This window comes from Cupriavidus basilensis OR16 (assembly GCF_000243095.1).
Classification (GTDB): domain Bacteria; phylum Pseudomonadota; class Gammaproteobacteria; order Burkholderiales; family Burkholderiaceae; genus Cupriavidus; species Cupriavidus basilensis_D.
The window spans coordinates 1-25,136 of record NZ_AHJE01000126.1 but is presented as its reverse complement, the minus strand read 5'-3'; the positions used below and the strand labels follow the sequence as shown (position 1 = coordinate 25,136).

Here is a 25,136-nt window from a genome sequence, read left to right as displayed (position 1 = left end):
CAGGCATGCCCGAAAAAAAATTCACGAATATTGAGGGGATTTCGATTCTCGACCGGCCTACAGCGTAGGAACCCAAATTACACGCTGCCGGAGAAAGGAATCATGTCTGCAACTCGTTATGCCACTGTCATCGCCGCTGCGCGCCCACCCCGACCCAAGCCGTTTGCGCTCGCCGTGCACCACGCCATGGTCTGCCTTGCCATGAGCGCGACCCTGGCGCCGCTTGCCGTGAGCGCGCAATCGCAGGCAGCCCCCGCGGACGGCGCGCCGACGCTGCCGGCAGTGACCGTTACCGCCGGCGCCGAAGCGCCGGGCGACCTGCCGCAGCCCTATGCGGGCGGCCAGGTGGCGCGCGGCGGTCGCCTGGGGCTGCTGGGCAACAAGGGCGTCATGGACACGCCATTCGCCGTCACCAACTACACCGCACAGCGCCTGGAGGACCAGCAGGCCACCACGCTGGCCGAAGTCGCGGCGTGACCGACTCCTTCTATATCCGTGGACGGCGTGTACGGCGTGTCGCCGAATTACCATCTGTTTACCGAATACCTGGAGCGGGTCGAAGTATTGAAAGGGCCGGCCGCCTTGCTGTATGGCATGTCGCCGAACAGCGGCGTCGGCGGCGTGGTCAACGTCGTGCCCAAGCGCGCGCTGGCAACGGACCTGACGCGCTTCACGCTCGACTACGCCTCCGATGCGCAGGTGGGCGGCGCGGTGGACCTGAGCCGCCGTTTCGGCGAAGACCGCGAGTGGGGCATTCGCTTCAACGGCCTGCATCGCCAGGGGCCGACGGCGCTCGACAACCAGAAGTCACGCGCCGAGGTGGCCGCACTGTCGCTCGACTACCGTGGCGAGCGCCTGCGGGCCTCGCTCGACCTGATCGAGCAGTACCAGTGGGTCGATGCCCCCACGCGTCCCTTCCTGATCACAGCCGGCGTGCAGGTACCGTCGGCACCGGACGGCCGGCGCAATGTCAGTCAGCCCTGGGGCTGGTGGAAGTCCAATGATCATCCTGAATTCGGCCGGCGCCACCTCGTCGGCTGTGCAGAACTGGAAGTTCCAGGTCAACCGATCAAGCTTCGATACCGGCGTCAGGAGCCAGTTCAAGACCGGCCCGGTCAAGCACGCGCTGGCGCTACAGGCCAACCTGTACATGGACCGTTTCGCCAGTGCCAACGTATCCGGCACACCCGTCACATCCAACATCTATGTCCCGACCGACCGCCCGGCGCAGAACATCGCCGCGCCGCAAAGCGTGCCGAAGGTGTCCGACTCCACGTTGTCGGGCCTGTCGCTGGCCGATACCCTGAGCGTGCTGGACGACCGCTTGCAGTTCACCCTTGGCCTGCGCTACCAGCAGGTCAAGTCGAGCAACTATGCGGCCACCGGCACAAAGACCGCTTCGTACGACGAAAGCGCCGTCACGCCGCTGGCCGGTATTGTCTTCAAGCCCTGGCACAACGTGTCGCTCTACGCCAACTATGTGGAAGGGCTCAGCAAGGGAGATATCGCGCCAGCGATCGCGTCGAATGCGGGGCAGGTCTTTGCGCCGTACAAGACCAAGCAGCAGGAGGTGGGCGTCAAGCTTGAATCGGGCAAGGTGATGGCCACCCTGGCCGCCTTCCGCATGACCAAGCCCAGCGGCCAGCTGTTCGGGACGATCTACGCCATCGACAGCGAGCAACGCAACCAGGGGCTGGAGCTGACCGTGTCGGGCCAGGCCTACAAGGGCGTGCGCCTGCTCGGCGGCCTGACCCTGCTTGACGGCGAGCTGACCAAGACCAACAGCGCGGCCACGCGTGGCAATCGCCCCGTAGGCGTGCCTGCCGTCATGGCAAACCTGGGCGGAGAGTGGGACTTGCCGTGGGTGCCGGGCCTGACGCTGACCAGCGCGGTCAACTACACGGGCAGCGAGTATGTCAACCAGGCAAACACGCAGCAGGTGCCGTCGTGGACGACAGTCGATCTCGGCGCGCGCTACAAGACGTCGATGTACGGCAAGTCCACGACCTTCCGGGCGGGTTTGTTCAACGCATTCAACCGGAAGTACTGGTCCGGGGTGGCATCGTACGGCACCATCTCGCTCGGCGCGCCGCGGACCTTCATGGCTTCCATGAGCGTGGACTTCTAAGCATTGCGTGCACGACGCCTCGCGCTTGGCAGCGCCTTCGCTTGTCTCGCCCTGGGCCTGGGGCACGCAGGCAGCGCCATTGCTGCCCACGGTGACGATCTTCGGCGCGGCTGCGAGCGAGCTAACACTGACATCATGGACGCGCCATTCAGCGTCACCAGCTACACCGCCAAGGCAATCGAGGACCGGCAGGCGCGCACGGTGGGCGATATGCTGGCCAACGATTCGTCGGTGCGCTATGTCAGCCAGCCAGGGGGCATCCTCGACGCTTTCACGATCCGCGGCTTTCCTGTTGGCAACGGCAACTTCGGGGAGATTGCCTTCGACGGCATGTATGGCGTTGCCTCCAACTACCGGGTATCGACCGGCTATATCGAACGAATCGAGCTGATCAAGGGCCCGACCGCCATGCTGATCGGCATGGCGCCCAGCGGCAGTGTCGGCGGCGGCATCAATATCGTGCCCAAACGGGCGACCGGTCCCGACCTGGCGCAAGTCACGGCGGACTATGCCGCGTCGTCGCAGCTTGGCGGCAACCTTGACGTGAGCCGGCGGTTTGGCGCGGAGCGCCAGTTCGGCATCCGCATCAATGGGAACTACCGGGCGGGAGACACCAACCTGGACAACCAGTCGCGCAACGCCAGCGCGCTTGCGTTGGCGCTGGACTACCAGGGCGAGCGCCTGCGCGCAACGCTGGATCTGATCGGCCAGCGGGAGACGATCACCGCGCCATCGCGCCTCTTGCATATCGTCCCCGGGATCGCCGTGCCCGATGCGCCGGACGGAAGGCGCAATATCTCGCAGACGTGGGAGAACTCCGGCATCCGCGACCAGTCCCTGCTGGTGCGGGCGGAATACGACATCAGCGACCAGCTCACCGGGTTCGTTGCGGGCGGCGGTGGCCGTACCCGGGTGGCCAGGCTCTTTGCCATTACGCCCACGATCATCGATGAGGTCGGCGATATTGCCGTGCTGGACTCGAACTACAAGTTCAATGTAGCCCGCACCACCGCGGACACGGGCCTGCGCGCCCGTTTCGGCACCGGGGTGGTGGGCCATGACCTGAGCGTTGTCGTCAGCGACTATCGTGACCAGCTGGAACGCAGCTTCAACAACGCCACGACCACCTCGCTGACCAACCTGTACCAGCCCGTGGCGCTGCCTGCGCAGCACATCCCGGAACCCGCCAGCGTGCCAAAGGTGTCCCAGACGCGGCTGTCCGGCGTGGCCTTGGCCGATACGTTGTCGATGCTGGACAAGCGCCTGCAGTTGACGCTGGGCCTGCGTCATCAGCAGGTCAGGTCGGACAATTTCAGTACCGCCGGCGCCATTGCCTCGCATTACGACCAGGGCGCCTGGACGCCAATGGCCGGCCTGGTGGCGAAGCCGTGGCAACACGTATCGCTGTATGCCAACCGCACCGAAGGGCTGAGCAAGGGCGACACCGCACCCGGCAGCGCCAGCAATGCCGGCGAGGTATTTGCGCCCTACAAGTCAAGGCAGTTTGAGCTAGGCGTGAAGGTCGAGCAGGGCGGGATGATGGCAAGCGTCAGTGCATTCCAGATCACCAAGGCGAGCGGCCAGATGTCCGGGACGCGGTTCGCCGCGGACGGCGAGCAGCGCAATCGCGGGCTGGAATTCGGGCTGTACGGGGAGGTCGTGGCCGGGGTCCGGCTGCTAGCCAGCGCCACCGTGCTCGATGCCAGGATCGTGCGCAGCAGCAACCCCGAGTCGGCAGGCAAGACCGCTGTCGGCGCGCCGGCGCTGCAAGCCAACCTGGGCGCCGAATGGGATGCCGGCTTCGCCCCCGGCCTGACGCTGGCGGGCGGCCTGGTCTACACGGGCCGGCAATATGTCGACCAGGCCAATGCGCAAAGCATTCCACACTGGACCCGCGTCGACATCGGTGCGCGGTACCGGACCACGGTGGCGCGCAGGCAGGCCACCTTCCGGCTCAATGTCCGCAATGTCTTCGACAGGCATGACTGGGCGGCCGTCGATGCCTACGGCGGGCTCGCGCAAGCCGAGCCGCGCACGCTGCTGCTTTCGGCGACGCTGCGCTTCTGAGCTAGTGTTACTTGGTGACGGGCGATTCCGAAGCACGCTTGTCGGCATCGCGCAGGCGCTTGACGGCTTTCCCCAGCAGCCCGCCTTCGCTGTCCGATACCGCTTCTTCCAGCGTGGCCAGGGCGGCCTTGATCTGCGTGCCGTGGGCGTTCGAGTACGCCTGGTCTTCAATCAGCGCGTCGGCTTCCTTGCGCACACGCTTGCCCAGCTTGCGGGCGAACTCGGGGTCGAGCTGGCCTTGCGCCGTGGCATTGGCGATGTGGTCGAGCAGGGCGATCAGGCCCGGCGCGGTGGTGGTGGCCGGGACGGCTTCGTCGGTTTTCCTGATTTTTTTGGGCATATTTCTTTTCCTCCGGTTGGGACTCGATTCTAGCGCTAGGGGGAAACCCGGGCCTGCTTCCCAGTATGAAAGATTTGTGACAGATTGGCGTGCGACCCGTGGTGTCCAGGTCATGGCAGCGGCAGGAAAAGCGCGCGGCGCCGATGATTTGCTGCGGTGCACACAATAGCACATTGCGCTGGGCATAAAAAAAGGGAGGGGCACGGCATGTGCCTCCTCCCCTTGGCCGGCGCCTTGCTGGCGGTCAGACTACCGTGGCCAGCGCCAGGGTCAGCAGCAGCGCGATCACGGAGATGAGCGTTTCGCACACCGACCAGGTCTTGAAGGTCTGGGCCACGGTCATGTTGAAGTACTCCTTGACCAGCCAGAAGCCGCCGTCGTTGACGTGCGACAGGATCAGCGAACCCGCGCCGGTGGTCAGCACCAGCAGTTCGGGACGGGTGCCCGGCACGCTGGCGGCGATCGGCGCGACGATGCCGGCGGCCGTGGTCATGGCCACGGTGGCGGAGCCGGTGGCAATGCGGATCAGCACGGCGACCAGCCAGCCCAGCAGCAGCACCGACACATGGGCGCCGGTGGCCACGTCGACGATGGCGTTGGAGATGCCCGAGTCGCGCAGCACGCGGCCAAAGCCGCCGCCCGCGCCGACCACCAGCGTGATGTTTTCCCGGGTGAAGCCGCGGCGCTTGCCGAAGGTGTAGAAGCTCACCAGCGCGGCGATCAGCAGCGCGATCACCGAGTTGCCGATCAGCTTGAGGAAGTCGTTGGCGAAGGTCTTGGGCGTGGTGATGAGGTCGGCCCAGCTGCCGATCAGCATCAGGATCACGGGCAGCAGGATGGTGAACAGCGTGATGCCGAAGCCCGGCAGCTCATGCGAGGCCTGGACGCGTTCGTCTTCCTCGGTGAACTGCGCGGCCAGCGGATTCACATCCGGCAGCGTCACGTAGCGGGTCATCAGCTTGGCGAACAGCGGGCCAGCGATGGCCGCGGTGGGAATGCCGACGATGAGCGCGTACAGGATGGTCTTGCCGATATCCGCCTTATAGGCGGTCACGGCCAGCAGCGCGGCGGGGTGCGGCGGGATCAGCCCGTGCACCACCGACAGGCCGGCCACCATCGGGATGCCCACCAGCACCATGGAGGTGCCGGTACGCTTGGCCACGTTGAAGGCGATCGGCACCAGCAGCACGAAGCCCACTTCGAAGAACACGGGCAAACCGACGATAAAGGCGATGGTCACCATGGCCCAGTGCACGTTCTTCTCGCCGAAGGCATCGATGAGCGTGCGCGCGATGCGCTCGGCACCGCCGGATTCCGCCATCATCTTGCCGAGCATGGTGCCCAGGCCCACCACCAGCGCGATGTGGCCGAGGGTGCCGCCTACGCCGGCCTCGAACGATTTGACGATGTCGCCCATCGGCATGCCCACGGCAAAGCCGAGCAGGACCGAGACGACCACCAGGGTGATAAAGGGGTTGAGCTTGAACTTCGCGATCAGCACGACCAGTGCGATCACGGCGATCAATGCGTACAGCAAGAGGGTGGTTCCGGTTACGGCGCCCATGTTGTCTCCTTTGTGCGAGGTCCGCCGGGGCTCCGGCGGGGCTCCCTCGCGTCCGCTATGAAAAGGGCCGCGCTGGCGGCGGCCGGTTCAGGTTTTCGTGGCTGGCTGGCCTGGGATCAGGCAGCCGGCTTCTTGTAGGCAATGCAGTCCACTTCGACCTTGCAGTCCACCACCATGCTCGACTGCACGCAGGCGCGCGCGGGCGGGTTGGCGCCGAAGTATTCCTTGAAGATCTTGTTGAACGATGCGAAGTCGCGCGCGTCGTCCAGCCACACCCCGCAGCGCACGATGTGCTCGGTGCCGTAGCCGGCTTCGGCCAGGATGGCCAGCACGTTCTTGATGGCCTGGTGGGTCTGCGCAACGATGCCGCCATCGATCACCTCGCCGGCCACCATGGGCACCTGGCCAGACACGTAGAGCCAGCCGTCGGCTTGCACGGCTCGGGAAAACGGCATGTGCTGGCCGCCGGTGCCGGCGCCGCCCTCAACGCCAAATCGTTTGATATCCATGGGGACTCCTGAAGCAGATTGCAGATTGCGGTTTAGGTGTGTTTACTGCGCCGGCGCCGCGCCGGCCCCGGCAGGCTTTGCGCGCGCAAGGAAGCGGCCGGCTCGCGTGCCGGTGGGCTTGCGCTGCAGCCATGACAGTTCGCCGTTGACCCACACGCAAGCGATGCCCTCGGCCGGCTGCATGGGATCGGTGAAGCTGGCCGCGTCGCGGATGGTGGCGGCGTCGAACAGGACCAGGTCGGCCCAGTAGCCTTCGCGCACCAGGCCGCGCTCGGCCAGGCCGAAGCGCTCGGCCGACAGCCCCGTCATCTTGTTGATGGCGACCGTCAGCGGGAACAGTTCGCGGTCACGGGCGTAGTGGCCCAGCACGCGCGCAAAGGCGCCCCACAGGCGCGGGTGCGGCAGCGGATCGTTGGGCAGGCCATCGGATCCCACCACCGTGGCGGGATGGCTCAGGATGCGGTCGACGTCCGCGTCTTCCATGCAGTGATAGACCGCGCCGGCCGGCTGCAGGCGGCGCGCGGCGTCTTCGAGACCCAGCTCCCACTCGGCTGCGATATCGGCCAGCAGGCGTCCGCCCATCTCGGGGTGCGGCTCGGACCAGGTCACCATGATGTCGAAATCGCTGGTGACCTGCTTGATATCCAGTGTGGACGAGCTGGCCGTATAGGGATAGCAATCGCAGCCCACAGGCTGCCAGCGCTGCGCGCGCTCCAGTGCGTCCAGCACTTCGGCGCTGCGGCCCCAGTTATCCAGGCCGGCGCATTTCATGTGCGAGATCACCACCGGCACGCGTGCATGGCGGCCGATGCGGAACGGTCATGCGGAACGCTTCATCCATCGCCTCCAGGATGTCGGCGAACTCGCTGCGCAGGTGGGTGGCATAGAGCGCGCCCGCGCGGGCCAGCGGTTCGGCCAGCGCCAGCACTTCGTCCGTGGTGGCGGCAAAGGCGTTGGCATAGGCCAGGCCGGTGGACAGGCCGATCGCGCCATGCTCCAGCGCTTCTTCCAGCTGGGCGCGCATTGCCGCGATCTCGGCCGCGGTGGCGGTGCGGTCCAGCCGGTCCATATGGTTGCTGCGCAGCGCCGTATGGCCGACCAGCGCGGCCACGTTGACAGCGGGCCGCGCCGCCTGAACGGCCGCGACATAGGCGGCAAAGTCCGGGTAGTGGAAAGCGTCGGCGGTGCCCAGCAGGTTCATCGGGTCGGGCGGCTCGCCGCGCAGCGTGACAGGCGCCGCGCTGATGCCGCAGTTGCCGACGATCACGGTGGTGACGCCTTGCGACAGTTTGGGCGTCATCTCGGGCTGGCGGACCACGTTGGTGTCGTCATGGGTGTGCACGTCGATGAAGCCTGGCGCGAGCACCAGCCCTTCGCCCTGCACCACGTGCGCGGCGCTGCCAGGGTCGATGGCGTCGCCGCCGTCTTCCAGCATGGCGATGCGGGCGATGCGCCCGGCGCGCAGCGCCACGTCGGCCCGGCGCGCCTCGGCGCCGGAGCCGTCGAGCAGGGTCACGCTGCGGATGAGGGTGTCGAACAATTCAGGCATGGTCAGTCTCCGAGCGGCTGGCGGCTATCGGTGGCGCCCGGTCCCGCGGTGCCGCGGTGCGCGTCGAGCACGTACTTGAGCCGGCGCAGGTTGTCCTGGCTCTGGTCTTGCTGCAGCAGGGCGAGCTGGGTGGCCAGCACGTCCATCACCAGCAGCATCGCGTAGCGCGAGGCCGAGGGCTTGAAAATGAAATCGGTTTCCAGCGTGCGCACAGGCAGCAGCACGTCCGCGCGTGCCGCCAGCGGCGAGCCCAGCGCAGTCACGGCCACCAGTTTTGCACCGTATTCGCGGGCGATATCGCAACTGGCCAGCATCTCGGGCACGTTGCCCGTGGCGGAGAACGCAAGCACGACATCGTCCTTGTGCAGTGTGGCTGCCACCATCTTCTGCAGCAGCGCGTCCTGGTAGCTGGCCACGGGACGGCCCAGGCGGGCCAGCCGGTACCGCGCCTCGTCGGCCATGAAGGACGAGCCGCCACCCATGCCAAAAGCGTAGACCATGCGCGCCTCCAGCAACAGGCGCGCCGCACGCGCCATGTGGTCGGGATCGATCAGCTTGCGATTGACCTCAAGAGAGTCCAGGATATCCGCATGAATGCTGTCGGCCAGCGTGACAGGGGACGGCTCCGCCGCGCGGGCGACTTCCGCCTGCAGGAAGCGCTGGCCCACGGCTGTGGCTTGCGCCAGGCGCAGCTTGAGATCGCGCACGTCGCGGCAGCCGATGGCCTTGGCAAAGCGGGTCACGCTGGCCTCGCTCACCCCGGCCTGGCGCGCCAGTTCGTTGATGCTGGTAGCGGCGGCGCCCGCCAGGTCCTGCAGGATCACCTGGGCGACCTTCTGCTCGGCCAGGCGCAGCGTGGGGCCACGCTCGGCGATGCGGGTCAGGATGTCGAAGGGCGCGGACATGGTTGGCGGGTCGGTGGTGAGGGCGAGCCGTCCCGGGTGCGTAATGTCGCCCCGGAGCCAGCTTTGAATGTTACTTTATAACAAGGGTGAAATATCGTAATTTCAAGGCTATCATTACGTCAATCGGAATTTTGCAGGATGATGACAGCATGCGTGAAATAAAGTACCAGGCCGGCACGATCGATCCGCTCAACAAGGCGCTGGGCAAGCTCGATGCCCCGCTGGCACCCGATGAAGCCGGCCAGGTGGGCTGGCAATTGCTGGCGGAAGACCTCAGCCTGCCGGCCGCGGTGCTGTATGAAGAACGCCTGGTGCACAACCTGGAATGGATGCGCCGCTTCATGGGCGAATACGGCGTGCAGTTGGCGCCGCATGGCAAGACCACCATGGCGCCCAAGCTGTTCGCGCGCCAGCTGGCCGCTGGCGCCTGGGGCATCACACTGGCCACCGCGCACCAGACGGCCGCCGCGTACGCGCACGGTGTGCGGCGCGTGCTGATGGCCAACCAGCTGGTGGGCCGGCGCAACATGGAAATCGTGGCCGACCTGCTGCGCGATCCCGATTTCGAGTTCTTTACGCTGGTGGATTCCGCGGCGCTGGTGGACCAGCTCGGCACGTACTTCAGCGCGCGTGGCCAGAAGCTGCAGGTCCTGCTGGAGCTGGGCGTGCCCGGCGGGCGCACCGGCGTGCGCGGCGCGCAGCAGCAAGAAGCGGTGCTCGCGGCGCTGGCGCGCTGGCCCGGCGTGCTGTCGCTGGCCGGCGTGGAAATCTACGAAGGCGTGCTCCTGGAAGAGTCCGACATCCGCGACTTCCTGCGGCGTACCGTGGCGGTGACGCGCGAGCTGTTCGCGGCGGGCCGCTTTGGCCGCAGCCCAGTGGTGATGTCGGGCGCGGGCTCGGCCTGGTACGACGTGGTGGCCGAGGAGTTCGCCCGCACCGATATCGGCGCGCCGATCGACATCGTGCTGCGTCCCGGCTGCTACCTCACGCACGACGTTGGCATCTACCGCGCTGCGCAAAAACGCATTCTTGCCAGCAATCCGGTGGCGCAGAAGATGCGCGAAGGCCTGTTGCCGGCCTTGCAGCTGTGGGCCTATGTGCAGTCGATTCCCGAGCCGGAGCGCGCCATCATCGGCATGGGCAAGCGTGACGCCGCCTTCGATGCGGGCATGCCGATCCCGGCGCAGGTGTACCGGCCCGGCACGAGCGCGCCGGTGGCGGTGCCCGCGCACTGGGAGGTGACGGGCATGATGGACCAGCATGCCTACCTGCAGATCCGCCCGGGTGACGACCTCCAGGTCGGCGACATGGTGGCCTTTGATATTTCCCATCCATGCCTTACCTTCGACAAGTGGCGCCACATTCCGGTGCTCGACGGCGACCTGCGCGTGATCGATCTCGTGCAGACGTTCTTCTGAGCGGCATCGCGCGCAACGGCAACGCAACAACAACGCGGCAACGAACAACGACAGCAGTGACTACTGGGGACGCTTGCACCATGAGCATCGACATTCTCGCCTTCGGCGAAGCGCTGGTTGAGTTCAACCAGCAGCCCGACGATCCCGCGCGCTACCTGCAGGGCTTTGGCGGCGACACTTCCAATTTCTGCATCGCCGCGGCGCGCCAGGGCGCCCGCGCCGGCTACATCAGCGCGGTGGGCGAGGACACGTTCGGCGAGCGGCTGCTGGCGTTGTGGACGCAGGAGCGGGTGGACACGCGCCACGTGCGCGTCGACGCGGGCTCGCCCACTGGCGTGTACTTCGTCACCCACGACGCGCACGGGCACCGTTTCGACTACCTGCGCAGCGGCTCGGCGGCCAGTCACTACAGCCACGAGAACCTGCCTCACCACGCCATTGCGGAGGCGCGCTACCTGCATGTGTCCGGCATCAGCCTGGCCATCAGCACCAGCGCCTGCGATGCCGGGCTGGCGGCGATGGAGCACGCGCGCAAGGCTGGCTGCAGCGTGACGCTTGACACCAACCTGCGCTTGCGGCTGTGGACCCTGGCGCGGGCGCGCGGCATCATGCGCGAGGCCTTCGCGCTGACCGATGTGTGCTTGCCGAGCTGGGACGATATCACCGTGCTGACGGGCCTCAATGACCGCGATGCCATCGTCGACTACCTGCTGGGCTGCGGCATCGGGCTGGTGGCGCTGAAGCTGGGCGAGGAGGGCGCGTACGTGGCCACCCCAGAGGCGCGCACGCTGGTGCCACCGTACCCGGTGCGCCCGGTGGATGCCACGGGCGCGGGCGATTGCTTTGGTGGCAGCTTTGTCGCGCGCCTGGCCGGCGGCGATGATCCGTTTGAAGCCGCGCGCTACGCCAACGTGGCCGCCGCGTTGTCCACCACCGGGTACGGCGCCGTGGCGCCCATCCCATCCACCGAGACCGTGCTGGCGCGAATGGCGCAGTCGGTTTCCGTGATTGCCTGATTCCCAAGCCCTGAGCGCCAAGCCCTAAACGCTAAGCGCTTAAGCTAAATCGCCCGACCTGACTGAAGATCCACTGCCATGCAAACTCAATCTCCCTCGCTGATCGAGCGCCTTGTTAACGTGCCGGTGATCCCGGTGCTCGAGTTCTCCTCCGTGGACGAAGCCCTGCATGTGTCCGAAGCCCTGATCGGCGGCGGCCTGCCGGTGCTGGAGATCACGCTGCGCACACCCGTGGCGCTGGAAGCCATCAAGACGGTGGCGGCGGCCTTCCCGCAAGCCTGCGTAGGCGCGGGCACGGTGCTGACGGCGGCCGACCTGAAAGCGGTGAGCGATGCTGGCGCGCAGTTCGCGGTTTCACCTGGCCTCACGCCGGCGCTGGCCGTGGCCGCGCAGGGCGCGGGCGTGGCGCTGTTGCCCGGCGTAGCCACCGCCAGCGAGGCGATGGCTGCGATGGAGGCCGGTTTCAAGTTCCTGAAGTTCTTCCCGGCAGAAGCGTCGGGCGGCGTGGCAATGCTCAAGTCGCTGTACGGCCCGTTCGCGCAACTGCGTTTTTGCCCCACCGGCGGCATCGACCTTGCCCGCGCGCCGACCTATCTCGCGCTGCCCAATGTGGTTTGCGTGGGCGGCTCCTGGGTGGTGCCCAAGGATGCAGTGGCCAAGGGCGACTGGGCCAGGGTGCGCACGCTGGCGCAAGAGGCAGCCGCGCTGCGCAAGTAAGTCCGCCTGGAGCAGCCAAAACGTCGGACAAAGGCGGATAGCGGGCCGCCGCGCCACGTCATAAGCTTGGTTTATCCGGGCTGCTGGAGGCACCATGATTGCGCGATTGGCGGGTCCGGCGCCGGCTAGCATGGCAGGTTCCCTGGGCCGCGGCGCGATGTTGGCCCATTGGCTTGGCTGTGCGCTGATTTGCGCGTTCGTCCTGGCTGCCGAGGGATGCGCCAGCCTGCCGAAGGAAGTGCCACGCCAGCAGAGCGAGGCCTTGGCCGATCCTGCCACCACCGCCCTCGGGCGGCTGGTCGCGCAGAGCTCGCCCGATCCGGCGTTGTCCGGCTTTCACGTGATCGCCTCTGGCGAAGAAGCCTACGGCACGCTGATTTCGCTGGCCGACCATGCCACGCGCACCCTGGATCTCCAGTACTACCTCATCGAGGCCGACGAGTCGTCCCGCGAGATCCTGCTGCACGTGCGGGCAGCAGCCGAGCGGGGTGTGCGCGTACGCGTGCTGGTGGACGACCTGCATAGCGACGACGGCAAGGATCGCGCCTTCCTGCGCTTCGCGGGCCATCGCAATATCGAGGTGCGCATGTTCAACCCGTTTCCTGCCGGGCGGTTCTCCAAGCTGACGCGGGTGCTCTCGTCTGCCACCGATGTCCGGCGGCTCAACCGGCGCATGCACAACAAGGCGTTTATCGCCGACAACGCGCTGGCCATGACAGGCGGGCGAAATATTGGCGACGCCTACTTCCTGCGTGCCCCGGAACAGAATTTCGTCGACCTTGACGTGATCGCCGCCGGCCCGGCGGTACGGCGGCTCTCGGCCGCGTTCGACCGGTATTGGAACAACCCGCTGGCCGTGCCGGTGGAAACACTTGCGAACCCGGCGCAGGCGACGGACTCTGCCGCTGCCACCGGCGCCAGCTCGTCGCGGCCCGGGCCGGCCCTCGTCAGCACAGAGGCCGAAAGCAAGCGCATCGACGCACAGGGCATGACGCCTCCCGGCAAGATCGATGCGCGAGCCAGCTTCCTCGGCCGCCAGTTCGCGGCTGGGGGCAAGCTGGCTCTCGAATGGGCTTCGGCAAGCGTGATGGTCGACGCGCCGAGCAAAGCCGCGCCGGACCAGGCGCCTGCCGCCGGCGAGACCATGAGCAAGGAGTTGGGCCGCACGCTAAGCGGGGCGAGGCAGGAGGTCATCCTGATCTCCCCGTATTTCATCCCTGGCGACCGTGGGGTCACATGGATGGCGGATCTGGTCAAGCGGGGCGTAAAGGTGCGGGTGCTGACCAATTCACTTGCAGCCACCGATGCGCCTATCGTCCACGTGGGCTACCGGCGCTATCGGCGTGATCTGCTGCGCGCGGGGGTGGAGCTGCACGAGCTCAAGTCGCGGCCCGGCCGGCCGCAGAAGATCATCGGGGACTACACGTCGTCGCAGGCCACCCTGCATGTGAAGGCGGCCGTCGCCGATCGGACCAACCTGTTCGTGGGATCCATGAACTTCGATCCGCGCTCGGCCAGCCAGAACACGGAGACCGGGCTGATCATTCATAGCGCCAAGCTGGCGCAGCAAGTCGCGCAGCTGTTCGCCGGGGTGATCGACGACAACAGCTACCTGTTGCGCTTGTCCGAGCAGGGCACGGTGCAGTGGGTGGACGGCAGGGGGGATCAGGCGGCGGTGTTCGATACCGAGCCGGATACAAGCTGGCAGAAGCGCCTGTGGATCGACGTTCTGGCCCCGTTCACGCCGGAGCAGTTGCTGTGACGCCATGGAGCGCCTTGCCTGGCGCTCCTGTGCCGTCGCGCTGATTACTTGCTGCGATCGGCTGCGCCTTCGAGCTTTTGGCCGCCCTTCTGAATATCCTGGCCCAGGCCGGCCATCGTATTGCAGCCAGCCAGCAGGGTGGCAAACAGAACGCAGAAGATCCATCCTTTTTTCACGCCAGACTCCTTTCGATCATTGAATTCGCAGCAATTCTACCGTTGTCGCGATGCTGTTTTGAAGCACGATGCATGCCATTTTGTAACCGATCGTGCCAGGACAACGGCGCACCGCGCCCTAGGCGAGCAATTCACGCGAGCGTGCGCAGATTGCAGCATGTGTCTGCGCCAGCCAGTGGGCCGGGAACGGCTGCGCCAACAAGTAGCCCTGTATCGCGCAGCAACCCCAACGGCGTACTTCAGCCAACTGGTGCCGCGTTTCGATGCCTTTTGCACAGATGGGCAAGCCAAGGCGCCTTGCCTGTTCGCATGCCGCTTGCAGGCGTGCGGCGGCGCCGGCCTGGCCCGGCTGCCCAGGCTGGTCGGCGCTGCCGATGCAGCGCGCGTTGAACGTGAGCAAGTCCGGCTGCAGCCGCTCCAGGGTTGCCATGGCGCCGGGCGCGTCGGCAAAGTCGCTCAGGGCGAACCGCAGGCCCGCGCCGCGCAGCGTGGCGAGCTTGGCAGCGGCAACCTGGTCGCCGGCGAGCAATGCCTCCCCGGGAATCTCGAGGCAGACCCTTGCCGGGTCGAGCTTGCGTGCCGCCAGGGTGCGCAGCAAGGTATCGATCAGCGGGGCGCCGTGCAACTGGGCGCTGGAAACCAGCAACGACAGCTCCACCGGCTTGGCGACGCCCGGGCAGTCGAGCAGGGGCAAGGCATTTTCCATCAGCCAGCGTGCGACCTCGCCCATCATGCCGAGCGACTCCAGCGCCGGCAGGAAGTCCTGCGGCGCTACGCGCCCCAACTCAGGGCTCTGCCAGCGCAGACGCGCCGTGTAGCCAGTCACGCAACCGGTGGCCAGCGATGCCCTTGCTTGCAGGTTCAGCGCGACCTGGCCGCGCGCCAAGGCAAAAGGCAGGGCAGCCAGGAGTGGGGTGGGGAGCGGCACGGACGTGGCAACGACGCCGCCGGCAATGCCGTCGCCGCCGCGTTTGCGCACGCGCAGCATCGCGTCATAGGCCTCATGGAGGCTCCGCTCCGCCGGCTTGTCGGGCTCATCCAGCGCCACGCCAATGCTGCTGGACAGGAATAGCTCGAAGCCGTCCTGCACGAACGGCCGCGCCAGGCCCGCGCCCACGGCGCGCGCCAGGCGCATCGCTGCCTCCATGGGGTCGGCCGCCGGCTGCGACTGCGGGGGCAGCGGCACAACCGCGCCGATATCCGCCTGGCCTAGCCAGCTCACTTCGGCCGTCAGGGCCAGCGCGGCTACGCGCGCCGCGGCCTGCGCGCATAGGCGCGCCGATAGCTCGGCGCCCAGCGTTTCGCTGGCGTGGGTAAAGCGATCGAGGTGGATCACCAGCACCACGAAGCGGCACTGCGTGGCCAGCGACTTCTGCCGCAGCGCCATCAGGGCAGCCGCGAAGTCACCTTTTTCAAGAGGGTCCACCTCCGGCGAGCGGACGGCATCGTCTGCGTCTGGATGCATGGGGGTCCCTGTGGGCAGCATGATTTCGCCGCACGGTGGCATAAGCGCGGCCTGGCAAAGCCTGGACCGCGGTAACCGCCGCGCCATCCGCGCGCCGGCTCGGGGATCCAGCCCTCAAGCCGGTGTCAGGGATGGCACGGCACAGTCACGATCATACGGTAGAGCAGGCGCCGCCCGAAGCGTGCCTGATACAGGGATTGTGCTGATTGGCCGGAGCTTGACGGAGATCAAGTCTCGGCGGCAGGCGGGTAGGGGCTCAGCCGGTGGTGTCGGCGTCCGCGCCGTCGTCGGGCAGCACGCGCGACGCCAGCACCTTGTCGATGCGCTTGCCGTCCATGTCCACGATCTCGAACTTCCAGTCGCCCCAGCGCACGGTGTCGCCGGTCTGCGGGAGGCGGCCGAGCAGCAGCAGCAACATGCCGGACAGCGTGTGATAACGCTCCTTGTCCTCTTCCGGCACATGGCGCAGGCCAATGCGGTCTTTCAACTCGGGGATGGGGATCAGGCCATCGAGCAGCCAGGAGCCGTCCTCGCGTTGCACGGCCCCGAGTGATCGGACTCCTCGATGCGGCGCAGGTTCTCTTCCAGCGGGACTTCCACGTCCAGGCAGACCACATCGCCGCGCGGCACCATCAGCGAGGTGAGCTGGCGGTCATCCAGGCGGAATACATTGCGCACCATGGTGTGCTCGTGCTGCTCGATGACGCCTGCCTCCGAGCCTTCCACCAGCAGGGCATGAATCTCTTCTTCGGTCACCGCCGGGCCGCGGCCGCTTTTCACGCCAAGCATGCGCAGCACCAGCCGGGTTGAACTGGAGAGCAGCTTGACGAATGGGGTGGAGGCCAGCGCCAGGAAGGAGATCGGGCGCGAGACCAGGCGCGCGATGGTTTCGGGGGCCATCTGGCCGAGGCGCTTGGGCACCAGTTCGCCCAGCACGATGGAGAAATAGGTCAAGCCAGCCACCACGATGGTGGTCGCCACGTAGCCGGCGGTCGTGGCCTGCAGGCCAAAGCCCTGCAGCCAGGCGCCGAGCGGCTGCGCCAGGGTGGATTCGCCAACGACGCCGTTGAGCACGCCAATGGAGGTAATGCCGATCTGGACGGTAGACAGAAATCGGGTGGGATCCTCGCCCAGCTTGATCGCTTCGATCGCGCCGCGGTCGCCTTCTTCGATGCGCCGCTGCAGGCGAGCCTTGCGGGATGTCATCAAGGCGATCTCAGACATCGCGAACAGGCCATTGATCAGGATCAGCGCCAGTAATATGGCAATTTCCATCAGGGTGCGCGCCCTGTGCGCGCAGGAGTTATTGAGGTCCAAAGCATAACATTGCTGTGTGTCAGGGCCGCTGCCGGCGCGCTCGAAGGGGTGGGGGTCACCACATTTGTGCTGATTACTCCTTTAGTTTGCGGCTGCGCCGCTTGATGCAGGCAGTCCGAGTGATTACCCCGAAGGTAATCGCCATACCGTCTTCGACGTGCTGTAATGCCGTCATGGATACCCTGACCCCCAGTTCCGAAACCGCGCTCGATTTCCCCGGCCTGCTACGTTACTGGCGCGGCAAGCGCGGCTATAGCCAGCTTGCGCTGTCGCTGGCCGCCGGGGTATCGCAGCGCCATATCAGCTTCCTTGAGTCCGGCCGCGCCCGGCCCAGCCGCGAGATGGTGCTGTCGCTGGCGGACCGCCTTGGCGTGCCGCTGCGCCAGCGCAATCGCCTGCTGCTGGCCGGTGGCTTCGCGCCGGCCTACACCGAGCACGGTCTGGCCGCGCCCGCGCTGCAAATGGTGCGGCAGGCGGTGGCGTTGATCCTCTCCAAACAGGAACCCTATCCCGCCGTGGTGCTGGATCGTTTCTGGAACATGCTTGATGCCAACCAGGCGTACCGCAACATGATTGGCGTGCTGCTGGGCGGCGCGCACCGTCCAAGCTGGAGGAGGGCGGCGGACGCATAGCAGGACCAGACCGCCCGCGAGATCTTCAGCCGCATCGCCGGCTGGCATCCCGATATGGTTGGCCCGGCCGGCGTCCCGTTGTTTGACGACGATGCCGCCGAGCGCACGCCGCCGCCGATGCTGCCTGTGGCGCTTGCCGCCCATGGTTTCCGCGCCACGCTGTTCTCGACGCTGACCACGCTGGGCATCCCGCAGGATGTCACGCTGCAGGAGATGCGTATCGAGTGTTTCTTCCCGGCGGATGACGCGTCGCGCGATGCGCTCGAGGCCCTGTCGCGGAACGCGGCGGCTTGACCCGGACTCGGGTCCCGTCGCCAGCAGCAAGACCGGCAGCCAGCTAGCTCCTTAGCCACTTGCGCAGCGCGGTGTGCGACAATGCCCGCTGTTTTTTGGTCTACACGAGGGTCCGTCCATGTCCTTGCGCGCCTATTTCCACGCTGCCGCCGTGCTGGTTGGCAGCAGTGTCTGTCTTGCCGCGTATGCCGAACCTGTTGCCACGGTTCGCCCCGCCGCCACGGCGGGTTTGTATGAATGCCAGGCTTCCAGCGGGGGAGTGTTCCGTTCCACGCCACGTGAAGGTTGCGCCGTGCAGGCCGCGCCCGATCCTTCGCCGCCTGACCCGCAGCGCTGGCTGCCCCTGATGGGCGCCAACGGGGTGATCTCTTACTTCGACAAGACGTCGGTGCGTCGGCGTGGTCCCGAGGTCGGTGTCGCGGTCATGCGCAATGCGCCGGCCGGCGTGATCCGCACCACTAGTGGCGAGCCGATCCGTTCCTCGCTCAAGCGCATGGTGTTCAATTGCGCCACCTCCATGTATGCGGTGGTGGAGCAGACGCTCTACGCCAAGCGATATGCCCGCGGCGAATCGCTTTACACCATCAGCGCCCCTCGCGCGGGGATGCCGCAGCCTGCCAGTGCAGGTACTGTTCCCGGCGAACTGCTCAGCCGCCTGTGTCCTTGATGCTTCTGGCGGCACGCACAGCGAAGCCTTATGCTGCGCTGCAGTGTCGATAGCCTGGCTAACGCGTCAACCCATTGCTCCCTTGCTCCGTTTTGGTAGTCACGAAGCGCAGGTGCCGAGCGCCACCAGGGGCCGCAGGCAGGCTTCTTTTCACAGCTGACCAGGAGGCTGATATGAAGAAGTGGATCGTGATGTTGACGCTGGCCATGTTTGGTGCGGGCGCCTATGCCCAGGCGTCGGCGCCTGCCGCGCCCGCGGCCGGTGACAAGCCGGCAGCGTCAAGCTCTGGCAAGACGACGAAGAAGCCGGCCAAGAAGAAAAAGAACCACGCGCCTTCTGATGCCGACAAGATGATGAACAAAGGCGCCTGAGCGCCGTTAGTGAAAGGCGACGGGCAGCCAGCGCGCCATTGCGCGCGCACGCTAGCCGAGCTAGTTCGCCACGCCGCCTGTGCCCGCTGCCTCGCGCGTGAAGCGCGCTGGGCCGCGCGCCCGGGTACCGATGTCCAGTGGCGCCAGGCGCCATCCGGGGGGACTGGCATCGAGGCGGAATCCGATCGAGAGGCTACGGCCTCTCTTTTTTTTTGCGTGGCGGCGCAACCGCGCATGATTCTAGTGCAGTGCACGATTTCGCAGGTGCGCCATGCGCCGTTCCAGTGCCGCTCACGTGCTGGCTACGCACGTTGACGACGTCCGGTTCGTGTCCTAGCGTTGCAGATTCGGGGGCGATCCCCATGTAGGAATCGCGGCGCCCCGGTCAAGCGGGCCGGAGCAAATGTTCGGCTGCAGGCTTGCCAGGCCCAGGTGGCGCCGTAGTGGGAATTGGCTGAAGGAATAGCTTCGCCCCCAACGTGCCCTGCGAGACACCGGGCCAGGATTCGACGCTACGCCGAATGTGATGCCCGGGCTCGAGTGGCGCGTGGAAAGCGGCGTTCGGACGGCCGGGGTTTCAATTTGTTGCAAACGTTGCGTGATCGAAACGTGACTTCTTAGTCTCGAATTGTTAAGGTCTTATTGCGCATTGCAGCAAGTCGGATACGCCCCGATACACTCAGACACCCGTTCAGCACCCAGTCGCAAGCGATGCGCCGCAAGATCCCCCTCAGCTTCCCCAGGGTTCGCGCTGGCCGGCACTCCGCCGTTGCCGTAGTCATCCCGGTCGCATGGTGGTCCGCCTTTTGCTGCGGTACCTGATCGGTCCCAACCGTCCAACTACGCCCGTCACTGGCATTCATGTCCGAAACCGTTACCCTGCCGACCGTCGAATATTTCCAGCGCCGTGCCGCGGCGCCTGCGAGCACAGGCGCACTGCGCCTTGGCAGGTGGTTGTGCGGCGGCATGCTGGCGATGTGCGCCGTGGCGGCGCACGCCTTTGACTTTGACACCGTGGCGGCGCGCGCGCGCCAGTTGGCTGCGAGTCCTTACAAGGCACCCGCGCAAAGTCTGCCGCGCGAATTGCGCGAGCTGTCGTACGAGCGCTATCGCGAGATCGAATACAAGCCCGAGCGTTTCCAATGGCGCAATGCCAAGCTGCCGTTCGAGCTGTCCTTCTTTCATGAAGGCATGGTGTTCGACCAGCCGGTGCGCATCAATGAAGTGGTGAGCGGGAGCGCCCGCGAGATCCGCTTCGACCCGTCCGCGTTCAACTACGGGCCGCACAAGGTCGATGCCAGCAAGCTCAAGACGCTTGGCTTCGCTGGCTTCCGCGTGCTCTATCCGCTCAACAGCACCAAGGGCAAGGACGAAGTTGTTTCCTTCCTGGGTGCCAGCTATTTCCGCGCGCTGGGCAAGGACCAGTGGTACGGCTTGTCGGCACGGGGCCTGGCCGTGGATACCGGGCTCAATTCGGGCGAGGAGTTTCCACGCTTCGTGGAGTACTGGATCGAGCGGCCTTCGCCGGCGGACAAGCAACTGACCATCTATGCACTGATGGACTCGCGCCGCATGAGCGGTGCGTACCGGATCGTGATCCTACCAGGCACGGAGACGGTCATGGAGGTGAAGTCGCGCTTGTTCACGCGCGAAAACGTCACCAAGATCGGCCTGGCGCCGCTGACCAGCATGTACCTCTTTGGTGAGAACCAACCATCGTCGGTGCCTGACTACCGGCCCGAGGTGCATGACTCTGACGGCCTCTCGGTGCAGCTCGGCACGGGTGAGTGGCTGTGGCGGCCGCTGAGCAATCCCAAGCGCCTGCTGGTGACTTCGTTTGCCGCGACCAATCCGCAAGGATTTGGCCTGATGCAGCGGGATCGCAATTTCAGCAGCTACCAGGAAATCGGCGCGTGGTACGAGCGTCGCCCGAGCGCCTGGGTGGAGCCAAAAGGCAACTGGGGTTCGGGCCGGGTCGAGCTGGTACAGATCCCGACCCCGGACGAGACCAACGACAACATCGTGGCCTATTGGGTGCCTGACAACCCGCCCAAGCCCAAGCAACCTTTCGATTTCGAATATCGCCTGCTGTGGCAGAAGGACGGCGAAAAACAGCCGCCGCTGTCGTGGGTGACACAGACGCGGCGTGGCCAGGGCCTCAGCCGCAAGCAGGACGACACCAGTTTTTCGCTGGTGGTGGATTTTGAAGGCCCGGCCTTCAAGAAACTGGCCGCCGATACCCGGATCGATCCGGTGATCTCGGCCGACAGCAACGGGGAGCTGCTGAACACTTCGACGCAACGCAATGCGGCCACCGGTGGCTGGCGCATGACCATGGTCGTGCGCCGCAAGGACGAGAACAAACCAGTCGAATTGCGCGGCTATCTTCGCAACGGCAATACAACCCTATCCGAGACGTGGAGCTACATCTTACCCCCAGACTAAAGCGGCGCGCCGCTCCGGCGGCGGCATGCGAGCGCTATCTCGATCGCGTTCCCGTCTCGCCCGACCAGCGTCGCGAGCTGCTTGACAACGTCGGTGGCGGCGCTGCCGACACCGAGTCGGCCATGCATCTGCTGCAGCAAAAACTCGCGGCCAAGGACAGCGAGCCATCCCCGGCGGGCGCGGCCTATGGCTCTTTGGGGCGCCGCCTCAATCTGGCCTATGGCGCCCCGCTGGCAGCGGGCGAGCCGCTGGTGCAGCGTCGCGCGGATGGCACCGTGCATATCGATACCGGCCCCGAGCCCCGGCGCACTTCCATGGTGCCGCGGGCGTGGCCCCCGCACATCGTCACCGGCTTCCTGCGTAACCTGGGCCGGCGCATGCTGGGCCGCCCGCCCGTGCCGGAAACCTGGGACACCTTGCATGACGGTCCCGATGCCGAGGGCAAATGGCATCCGGCGGGCTCGCATCGCCGCTGGGTACTGCTAGGCCTGGTGGCCGGGCAAACCGCGCTGGCAACCTACTTCATGACCAAGGTGCTGCCTTATCACGGTACCGACCCGCTCGAGATCGCCGTGCTGGCGCTCTTCGCCATCCTGTTTTCCTGGGTGTCGGCGGGATTCTGGACGGCCATGATGGGCTTCCTGGTGCTGGCCAAGGGTGGCGACCGCCATCTGATTTCGCGATCGGCCGCCGTGGACGGGCCCATCGCCGAGGCGGCGCGCACAGCGGTCATCATGCCGATCTGCAACGAGGATGTGAACCGGGTCTTTGCAGGGCTGCGCGCGACCTATGAGTCGATGGAGCGCACCGGTGAGCTGGCGCGTTTCGATTTCTTCGTGCTTTCCGACAGCGGCGACCCGGACCTGCGCACCGCCGAGACCAATGCGTGGATGGAAACCTGCCGCGCTGTCAACGGCTTCGGCCGCATCTTCTACCGCTGGCGCCGCCACCGCGTGAAGCGCAAGACCGGCAACGTAGCGGACTTCTGCCGCCGCTGGGGCAGCGCCTATCGCTACATGGTGGTCCTGGACGCCGATAGCGTGATGAGCGGCGAATGCCTGACCACGCTGGTCAAGCTGATGGAAGGCAACCCGGGCGCCGGGATCATCCAGACCGCGCCGCTGGCGGTGGGTCGCGAGACCATGTATGCGCGCGTGCAGCAGTTCTCGACGCGCGTGTACGGGCCGCTGTTTACGGCCGGCTTGCACTACTGGCAGCTCGGCGAGTCGCATTACTGGGGCCATAACGCCATCATCCGCATCCAGCCCTTCATGGAGCATTGCGCGCTGGCGCCATTGCCCGGCAAGGGCCCGCTGGCGGGAGAGATCCTCTCGCACGATTTCGTCGAGGCCGCCTTGATGCGCCGGGCCGGGTGGGGCGTGTGGATCGCCTACGACCTGGAGGGCTCCTACGAGGAACTTCCGCCGAACCTGCTTGATGAGGTCAAACGCGATCGCCGCTGGTGCCAGGGCAACCTGATGAACTTCCGCCTGTGGATGAAGCAGGGCTTTCACGCCGTGCACCGCGCGGTGTTCCTGACCGGCGTGATGGCTTATCTGTCGGCGCCGCTGTGGTTCCTGTTCCTGGTGTTGTCCACCATCATGCTGGCCAAGCACGCGCTGGTGCCGCCAGAGTACTTCACGCAGCCCTACCAGCTGTTCCCTACCTGGCCCGAGTGGCATCCCGAGAAGGCACTGGCGCTGTTCTCGGCGACCGCCACTCTGTTGTTCCTGCCAAAGATCGCCAGCGTGGTACTGCTGATGAAGGATTCGCGCAGCTATGGCGGGGCGTTGCGCCTGGTGCTGTCGATGCTGATTGAAGTGATGATGTCGGCTTTGCTGGCGCCGGTCCGGATGCTTTTTCACACCAAGTTCGTGGTGGCGGCCTATAGCGGCTGGGGCATTACCTGGAAATCGCCGCCGCGCGAAGATGCACAGACCAGCTGGGGCGAGGCGTTTCGCCGCCACGGCATGCACACCCTGCTCGGCTTGGCGTGGGGCGGGCTGGTGCTATGGCTGGACCCGCATTTTGTCTGGTGGCTGCTGCCGATCGTAGGCTCGCTGGCGCTCTCGATTCCGCTTTCGGTCTGGCTGTCGCGGGTTTCGCTTGGCCGCGCCCTGCGCCGGGCCAGGTTGTTCGTGACGCCGGAGGAGGCAACGCCCCCGCGCGAAATGGTGGCCATGCAAAAGCATGTGGAGGCAGCGGGAGAGCCGCCGGCATTTATCGATGCCGTGGTCGACCCTGTCACCAATGCGTTGATGTGCGCTACCGCCTCGTCGCGCCTGGTGCAGCCGCTAGCGACGCAACTGGAGCGCGCGGCGCTGGTGCAGCAGGCCCTTACCGCTGGCCCGGACGAGCTGACAGCCGTGCAGAAACACCTGCTGCTGGGCGATCCCTTCGCGCTGGCCCGGTTGCACGAACTGGTATGGGGCTCGCCGCTGGCGCATGCGCGATGGAAGGAAACCCGTGTGTTGCCCCGGCGCGCGGCCAACGTGGTGCCGCTGCGTCCGCGGCTCGCCTGAGTACGGAGGACTGGGCGGCGCCGGCCTCCCGGCTGCGAATCCAGACAGGGTGTTAGCGCAGCGCCGAGGAGCAGATGGGCGCGTTGATGTAGACGTCGCCAACGCGGCGCTCGCCGCGTTCGTTGCGCGTCATGTAGCGGAACATCATGCTCACGCCCAGCTTGGTCAGGATTTCAACGTCCCGGTTCGCGCAGATATTGCGCTGCAGCGGCGCGGCGTAGCTGAGCTCGAAGCTGGCGAGGTCCAGCATGGGGCCCCGGTACTTGGTCAGCTCCAGCTGGAACAGGATATGTTTGCCAGGGACCGACTGGCAGCGGCGCAGGCGCGTCTCGCCATCGATCTCGATGGGCAAGGCATCGTTGAGCTGGCGGCAGGCGCGCGACAATATGCTGTCGGGCCGGGCGGTATTGCGCAGCAATTCAGGCACGCCTGCCGCACCGGTGTTCTGGCCGGTGGCCGCACCAAACTAGCCGCACAGGCGGCCAGGGCAAGACAGACAGAAAGCAGTTTGTATCTTGTTCTCATGCAGGAAAACGTTGCCGGGAACCGCGCCAGCGGGTGGATTCCCGCGGTGCGTCGGGCTGCGTGATCGTCCGCCACGGGCGGCCGACAGGCTGGCATTGTACCCTTGGCGTTGCTGCCGTTGAAAGCCACGCACTCCTCCAGTCCGCGGCGAAGCGAGGCCCGAACTTGCCGCAATGCCGCGGTATCGCCAAGCCTGTCATCACCGTTGCGCGCGTCCGGTCGGACGTGCGCCAGCATCATCGCCGCGCGGCATGCCGGCTGCGCGGCTTTTTATGCTATGCAACAATTGCGCCTTTAGCCGCTCTCGCGCCGGTCAGCCGTTGGCAGTTTGACGGATTGGGCGTCGGCGGCCATCCCGGCCGCCTAGTTGTTCCTCAGGATGTTTCGATGACCCGCTCTACTCGCGCCCCGCAATCCGGGCGCTTTCCGCTCTGGCTCCTGGTATGCGCTTCGCTTACCGCACTGGCGCCGCTTTCCATTGACATGTACCTGCCGAGTTTCCCCGCGCTGGCCGGAGATCTCGGGGTCGATATCGGCCGCGTGCAGCTCACGCTGGGGACCTTCCTGGTCGGATTGGCGGTGGGGCAGGCATTCTATGGACCGATCAGCGACCGCTTTGGCCGCAAGCCGCCGCTGTATGTCGGCCTGCTGGCCTATGCGCTGGCTGCGGCCGGGTGCGCGCTCGCGCGTGACGTCGATGCGCTGATGCTCTGGCGTTTCCTGCAGGCGCTGGGTGGCTGCGCTGGC

The 25,136-nt window shown here is 66.2% G+C and carries 16 protein-coding genes and 5 pseudogenes; 12 read left to right on the top strand and 9 right to left on the bottom strand.

Features of this window, described 5'->3' with window-relative positions; genetic code table 11:
- The first annotated feature begins 99 nt into the window (after window positions 1–99).
- Window positions 100–2,128, top strand: a pseudogene (locus tag OR16_RS48575) (TonB-dependent receptor).
- Window positions 2,129–2,263: 135 nt separating this feature from the next.
- Complete coding sequence (locus OR16_RS33995) at window positions 2,264–4,195, top strand: TonB-dependent receptor (protein ID WP_006163404.1); 1,932 nt, start codon at window positions 2,264–2,266, stop codon at window positions 4,193–4,195.
- Window positions 4,196–4,202: 7 nt separating this feature from the next.
- Here the strand turns inward: OR16_RS33995 and OR16_RS33990 are convergent, their stop codons facing one another.
- The 5 genes and pseudogenes from OR16_RS33990 to OR16_RS33970 all read right to left on the bottom strand — a co-directional run bounded on the left by OR16_RS33990 (window position 4,203) and on the right by OR16_RS33970 (window position 9,062).
- Entirely contained in the window at window positions 4,203–4,535 is a 333-nt protein-coding gene (locus tag OR16_RS33990; RefSeq protein ID WP_006163403.1) for a hypothetical protein, read from the bottom strand.
- Between the two features lie 244 nt (window positions 4,536–4,779).
- Window positions 4,780–6,099, bottom strand: a complete 1,320-nt coding sequence (locus tag OR16_RS33985; RefSeq protein ID WP_006163401.1) for a GntP family permease — start codon at window positions 6,097–6,099, stop codon at window positions 4,780–4,782.
- Window positions 6,100–6,215: 116 nt separating this feature from the next.
- Window positions 6,216–6,608, bottom strand: a complete 393-nt coding sequence (locus tag OR16_RS33980; protein ID WP_006163400.1) for a RidA family protein — start codon at window positions 6,606–6,608, stop codon at window positions 6,216–6,218.
- A gap of 42 nt (window positions 6,609–6,650) precedes the next feature.
- A pseudogene (locus OR16_RS33975) lies at window positions 6,651–8,157 on the bottom strand (N-acyl-D-amino-acid deacylase family protein).
- Window positions 8,158–8,159: 2 nt separating this feature from the next.
- Window positions 8,160–9,062 (bottom strand): MurR/RpiR family transcriptional regulator, encoded by a 903-nt coding sequence (locus OR16_RS33970; RefSeq protein ID WP_006163398.1) that lies wholly within the window; start codon window positions 9,060–9,062, stop codon window positions 8,160–8,162.
- A gap of 149 nt (window positions 9,063–9,211) precedes the next feature.
- On the opposite strand from OR16_RS33970, the gene OR16_RS33965 reads away from it, so the two are divergent.
- From OR16_RS33965 to OR16_RS33950, 4 genes are all read left to right on the top strand, one after another.
- Complete coding sequence (locus OR16_RS33965) at window positions 9,212–10,480, top strand: amino acid deaminase (RefSeq protein WP_006163396.1); 1,269 nt, start codon at window positions 9,212–9,214, stop codon at window positions 10,478–10,480.
- Window positions 10,481–10,560: 80 nt separating this feature from the next.
- The gene (locus OR16_RS33960; protein ID WP_006163395.1) at window positions 10,561–11,496 is read left to right on the top strand and encodes a sugar kinase; all 936 of its coding nucleotides are present in this window, start codon (window positions 10,561–10,563) and stop codon (window positions 11,494–11,496) included.
- 78 nt (window positions 11,497–11,574) lie between these two features.
- On the top strand, window positions 11,575–12,213 hold the full coding sequence (gene eda, locus OR16_RS33955; RefSeq protein WP_006163393.1) for a bifunctional 4-hydroxy-2-oxoglutarate aldolase/2-dehydro-3-deoxy-phosphogluconate aldolase: 639 nt from the start codon (window positions 11,575–11,577) through the stop codon (window positions 12,211–12,213).
- 130 nt (window positions 12,214–12,343) lie between these two features.
- On the top strand, window positions 12,344–13,975 hold the full coding sequence (locus tag OR16_RS33950) for a phospholipase D family protein (protein WP_006163391.1): 1,632 nt from the start codon (window positions 12,344–12,346) through the stop codon (window positions 13,973–13,975).
- 44 nt (window positions 13,976–14,019) lie between these two features.
- Here the strand turns inward: OR16_RS33950 and OR16_RS33945 are convergent, their stop codons facing one another.
- The 3 genes and pseudogenes from OR16_RS33945 to OR16_RS33935 all read right to left on the bottom strand — a co-directional run bounded on the left by OR16_RS33945 (window position 14,020) and on the right by OR16_RS33935 (window position 16,891).
- Window positions 14,020–14,151: an entericidin A/B family lipoprotein gene (locus OR16_RS33945; RefSeq protein WP_006163387.1), complete on the bottom strand. Its 132-nt coding sequence runs from the start codon at window positions 14,149–14,151 to the stop codon at window positions 14,020–14,022.
- Between the two features lie 118 nt (window positions 14,152–14,269).
- Complete coding sequence (locus OR16_RS33940; protein WP_006163385.1) at window positions 14,270–15,616, bottom strand: GGDEF domain-containing protein; 1,347 nt, start codon at window positions 15,614–15,616, stop codon at window positions 14,270–14,272.
- Between the two features lie 256 nt (window positions 15,617–15,872).
- Window positions 15,873–16,891, bottom strand: a pseudogene (locus OR16_RS33935) (hemolysin family protein).
- Window positions 16,892–17,106: 215 nt separating this feature from the next.
- Here OR16_RS33935 and OR16_RS33930 point away from each other — a divergent pair.
- The 5 genes and pseudogenes from OR16_RS33930 to mdoH all read left to right on the top strand — a co-directional run bounded on the left by OR16_RS33930 (window position 17,107) and on the right by mdoH (window position 23,864).
- A pseudogene (locus OR16_RS33930) lies at window positions 17,107–17,859 on the top strand (helix-turn-helix domain-containing protein).
- Between the two features lie 118 nt (window positions 17,860–17,977).
- Window positions 17,978–18,526 carry a surface-adhesin E family protein gene (locus tag OR16_RS33925; protein WP_006163383.1) on the top strand — a complete coding sequence of 183 codons (549 nt, stop codon included), beginning with the start codon at window positions 17,978–17,980 and terminating at the stop codon, window positions 18,524–18,526.
- Between the two features lie 173 nt (window positions 18,527–18,699).
- Window positions 18,700–18,897, top strand: coding sequence for a hypothetical protein (locus OR16_RS33920; protein WP_006163381.1), 198 nt, complete (start codon window positions 18,700–18,702; stop codon window positions 18,895–18,897).
- An 861-nt stretch (window positions 18,898–19,758) separates the two neighbouring features.
- Window positions 19,759–21,342, top strand: coding sequence for a glucan biosynthesis protein G (locus tag OR16_RS33915; protein WP_006163380.1), 1,584 nt, complete (start codon window positions 19,759–19,761; stop codon window positions 21,340–21,342).
- Entirely contained in the window at window positions 21,315–23,864 is a 2,550-nt protein-coding gene (gene mdoH, locus OR16_RS33910) for a glucans biosynthesis glucosyltransferase MdoH (RefSeq protein ID WP_043422183.1), read from the top strand. The genes OR16_RS33915 and mdoH overlap by 28 nt, the downstream gene beginning before the upstream one ends.
- Before the next feature lie 52 nt (window positions 23,865–23,916).
- Here mdoH and OR16_RS44225 read toward each other — a convergent pair.
- Window positions 23,917–24,327: pseudogene (locus OR16_RS44225) on the bottom strand (hypothetical protein); the annotation flags it as partial.
- A 449-nt stretch (window positions 24,328–24,776) separates the two neighbouring features.
- Here OR16_RS44225 and OR16_RS33900 point away from each other — a divergent pair.
- The coding region (locus OR16_RS33900; protein WP_006163373.1) for an MFS transporter at window positions 24,777–25,136 on the top strand (360 nt) is incomplete at its 3' end.

Bases quoted from the DNA above. Each gene is read 5' to 3' on its own strand.
- OR16_RS33995 (WP_006163404.1), top strand. From the start codon at position 2,264: ATGGACGCGCCATTCAGCGTCACCAGCTACACCGCCAAGGCAATCGAG.
- OR16_RS33990 (WP_006163403.1), bottom strand. From the start codon at position 4,535: ATGCCCAAAAAAATCAGGAAAACCGACGAAGCCGTCCCGGCCACCACC.
- OR16_RS33985 (WP_006163401.1), bottom strand. From the start codon at position 6,099: ATGGGCGCCGTAACCGGAACCACCCTCTTGCTGTACGCATTGATCGCC.
- OR16_RS33980 (WP_006163400.1), bottom strand. From the start codon at position 6,608: ATGGATATCAAACGATTTGGCGTTGAGGGCGGCGCCGGCACCGGCGGC.
- OR16_RS33970 (WP_006163398.1), bottom strand. From the start codon at position 9,062: ATGTCCGCGCCCTTCGACATCCTGACCCGCATCGCCGAGCGTGGCCCC.
- OR16_RS33965 (WP_006163396.1), top strand. From the start codon at position 9,212: ATGCGTGAAATAAAGTACCAGGCCGGCACGATCGATCCGCTCAACAAG.
- OR16_RS33960 (WP_006163395.1), top strand. From the start codon at position 10,561: ATGAGCATCGACATTCTCGCCTTCGGCGAAGCGCTGGTTGAGTTCAAC.
- eda (WP_006163393.1), top strand. From the start codon at position 11,575: ATGCAAACTCAATCTCCCTCGCTGATCGAGCGCCTTGTTAACGTGCCG.
- OR16_RS33950 (WP_006163391.1), top strand. From the start codon at position 12,344: ATGGCAGGTTCCCTGGGCCGCGGCGCGATGTTGGCCCATTGGCTTGGC.
- OR16_RS33940 (WP_006163385.1), bottom strand. From the start codon at position 15,616: ATGCATCCAGACGCAGACGATGCCGTCCGCTCGCCGGAGGTGGACCCT.
- OR16_RS33925 (WP_006163383.1), top strand. From the start codon at position 17,978: ATGTCCTTGCGCGCCTATTTCCACGCTGCCGCCGTGCTGGTTGGCAGC.
- OR16_RS33920 (WP_006163381.1), top strand. From the start codon at position 18,700: ATGAAGAAGTGGATCGTGATGTTGACGCTGGCCATGTTTGGTGCGGGC.
- OR16_RS33915 (WP_006163380.1), top strand. From the start codon at position 19,759: ATGTCCGAAACCGTTACCCTGCCGACCGTCGAATATTTCCAGCGCCGT.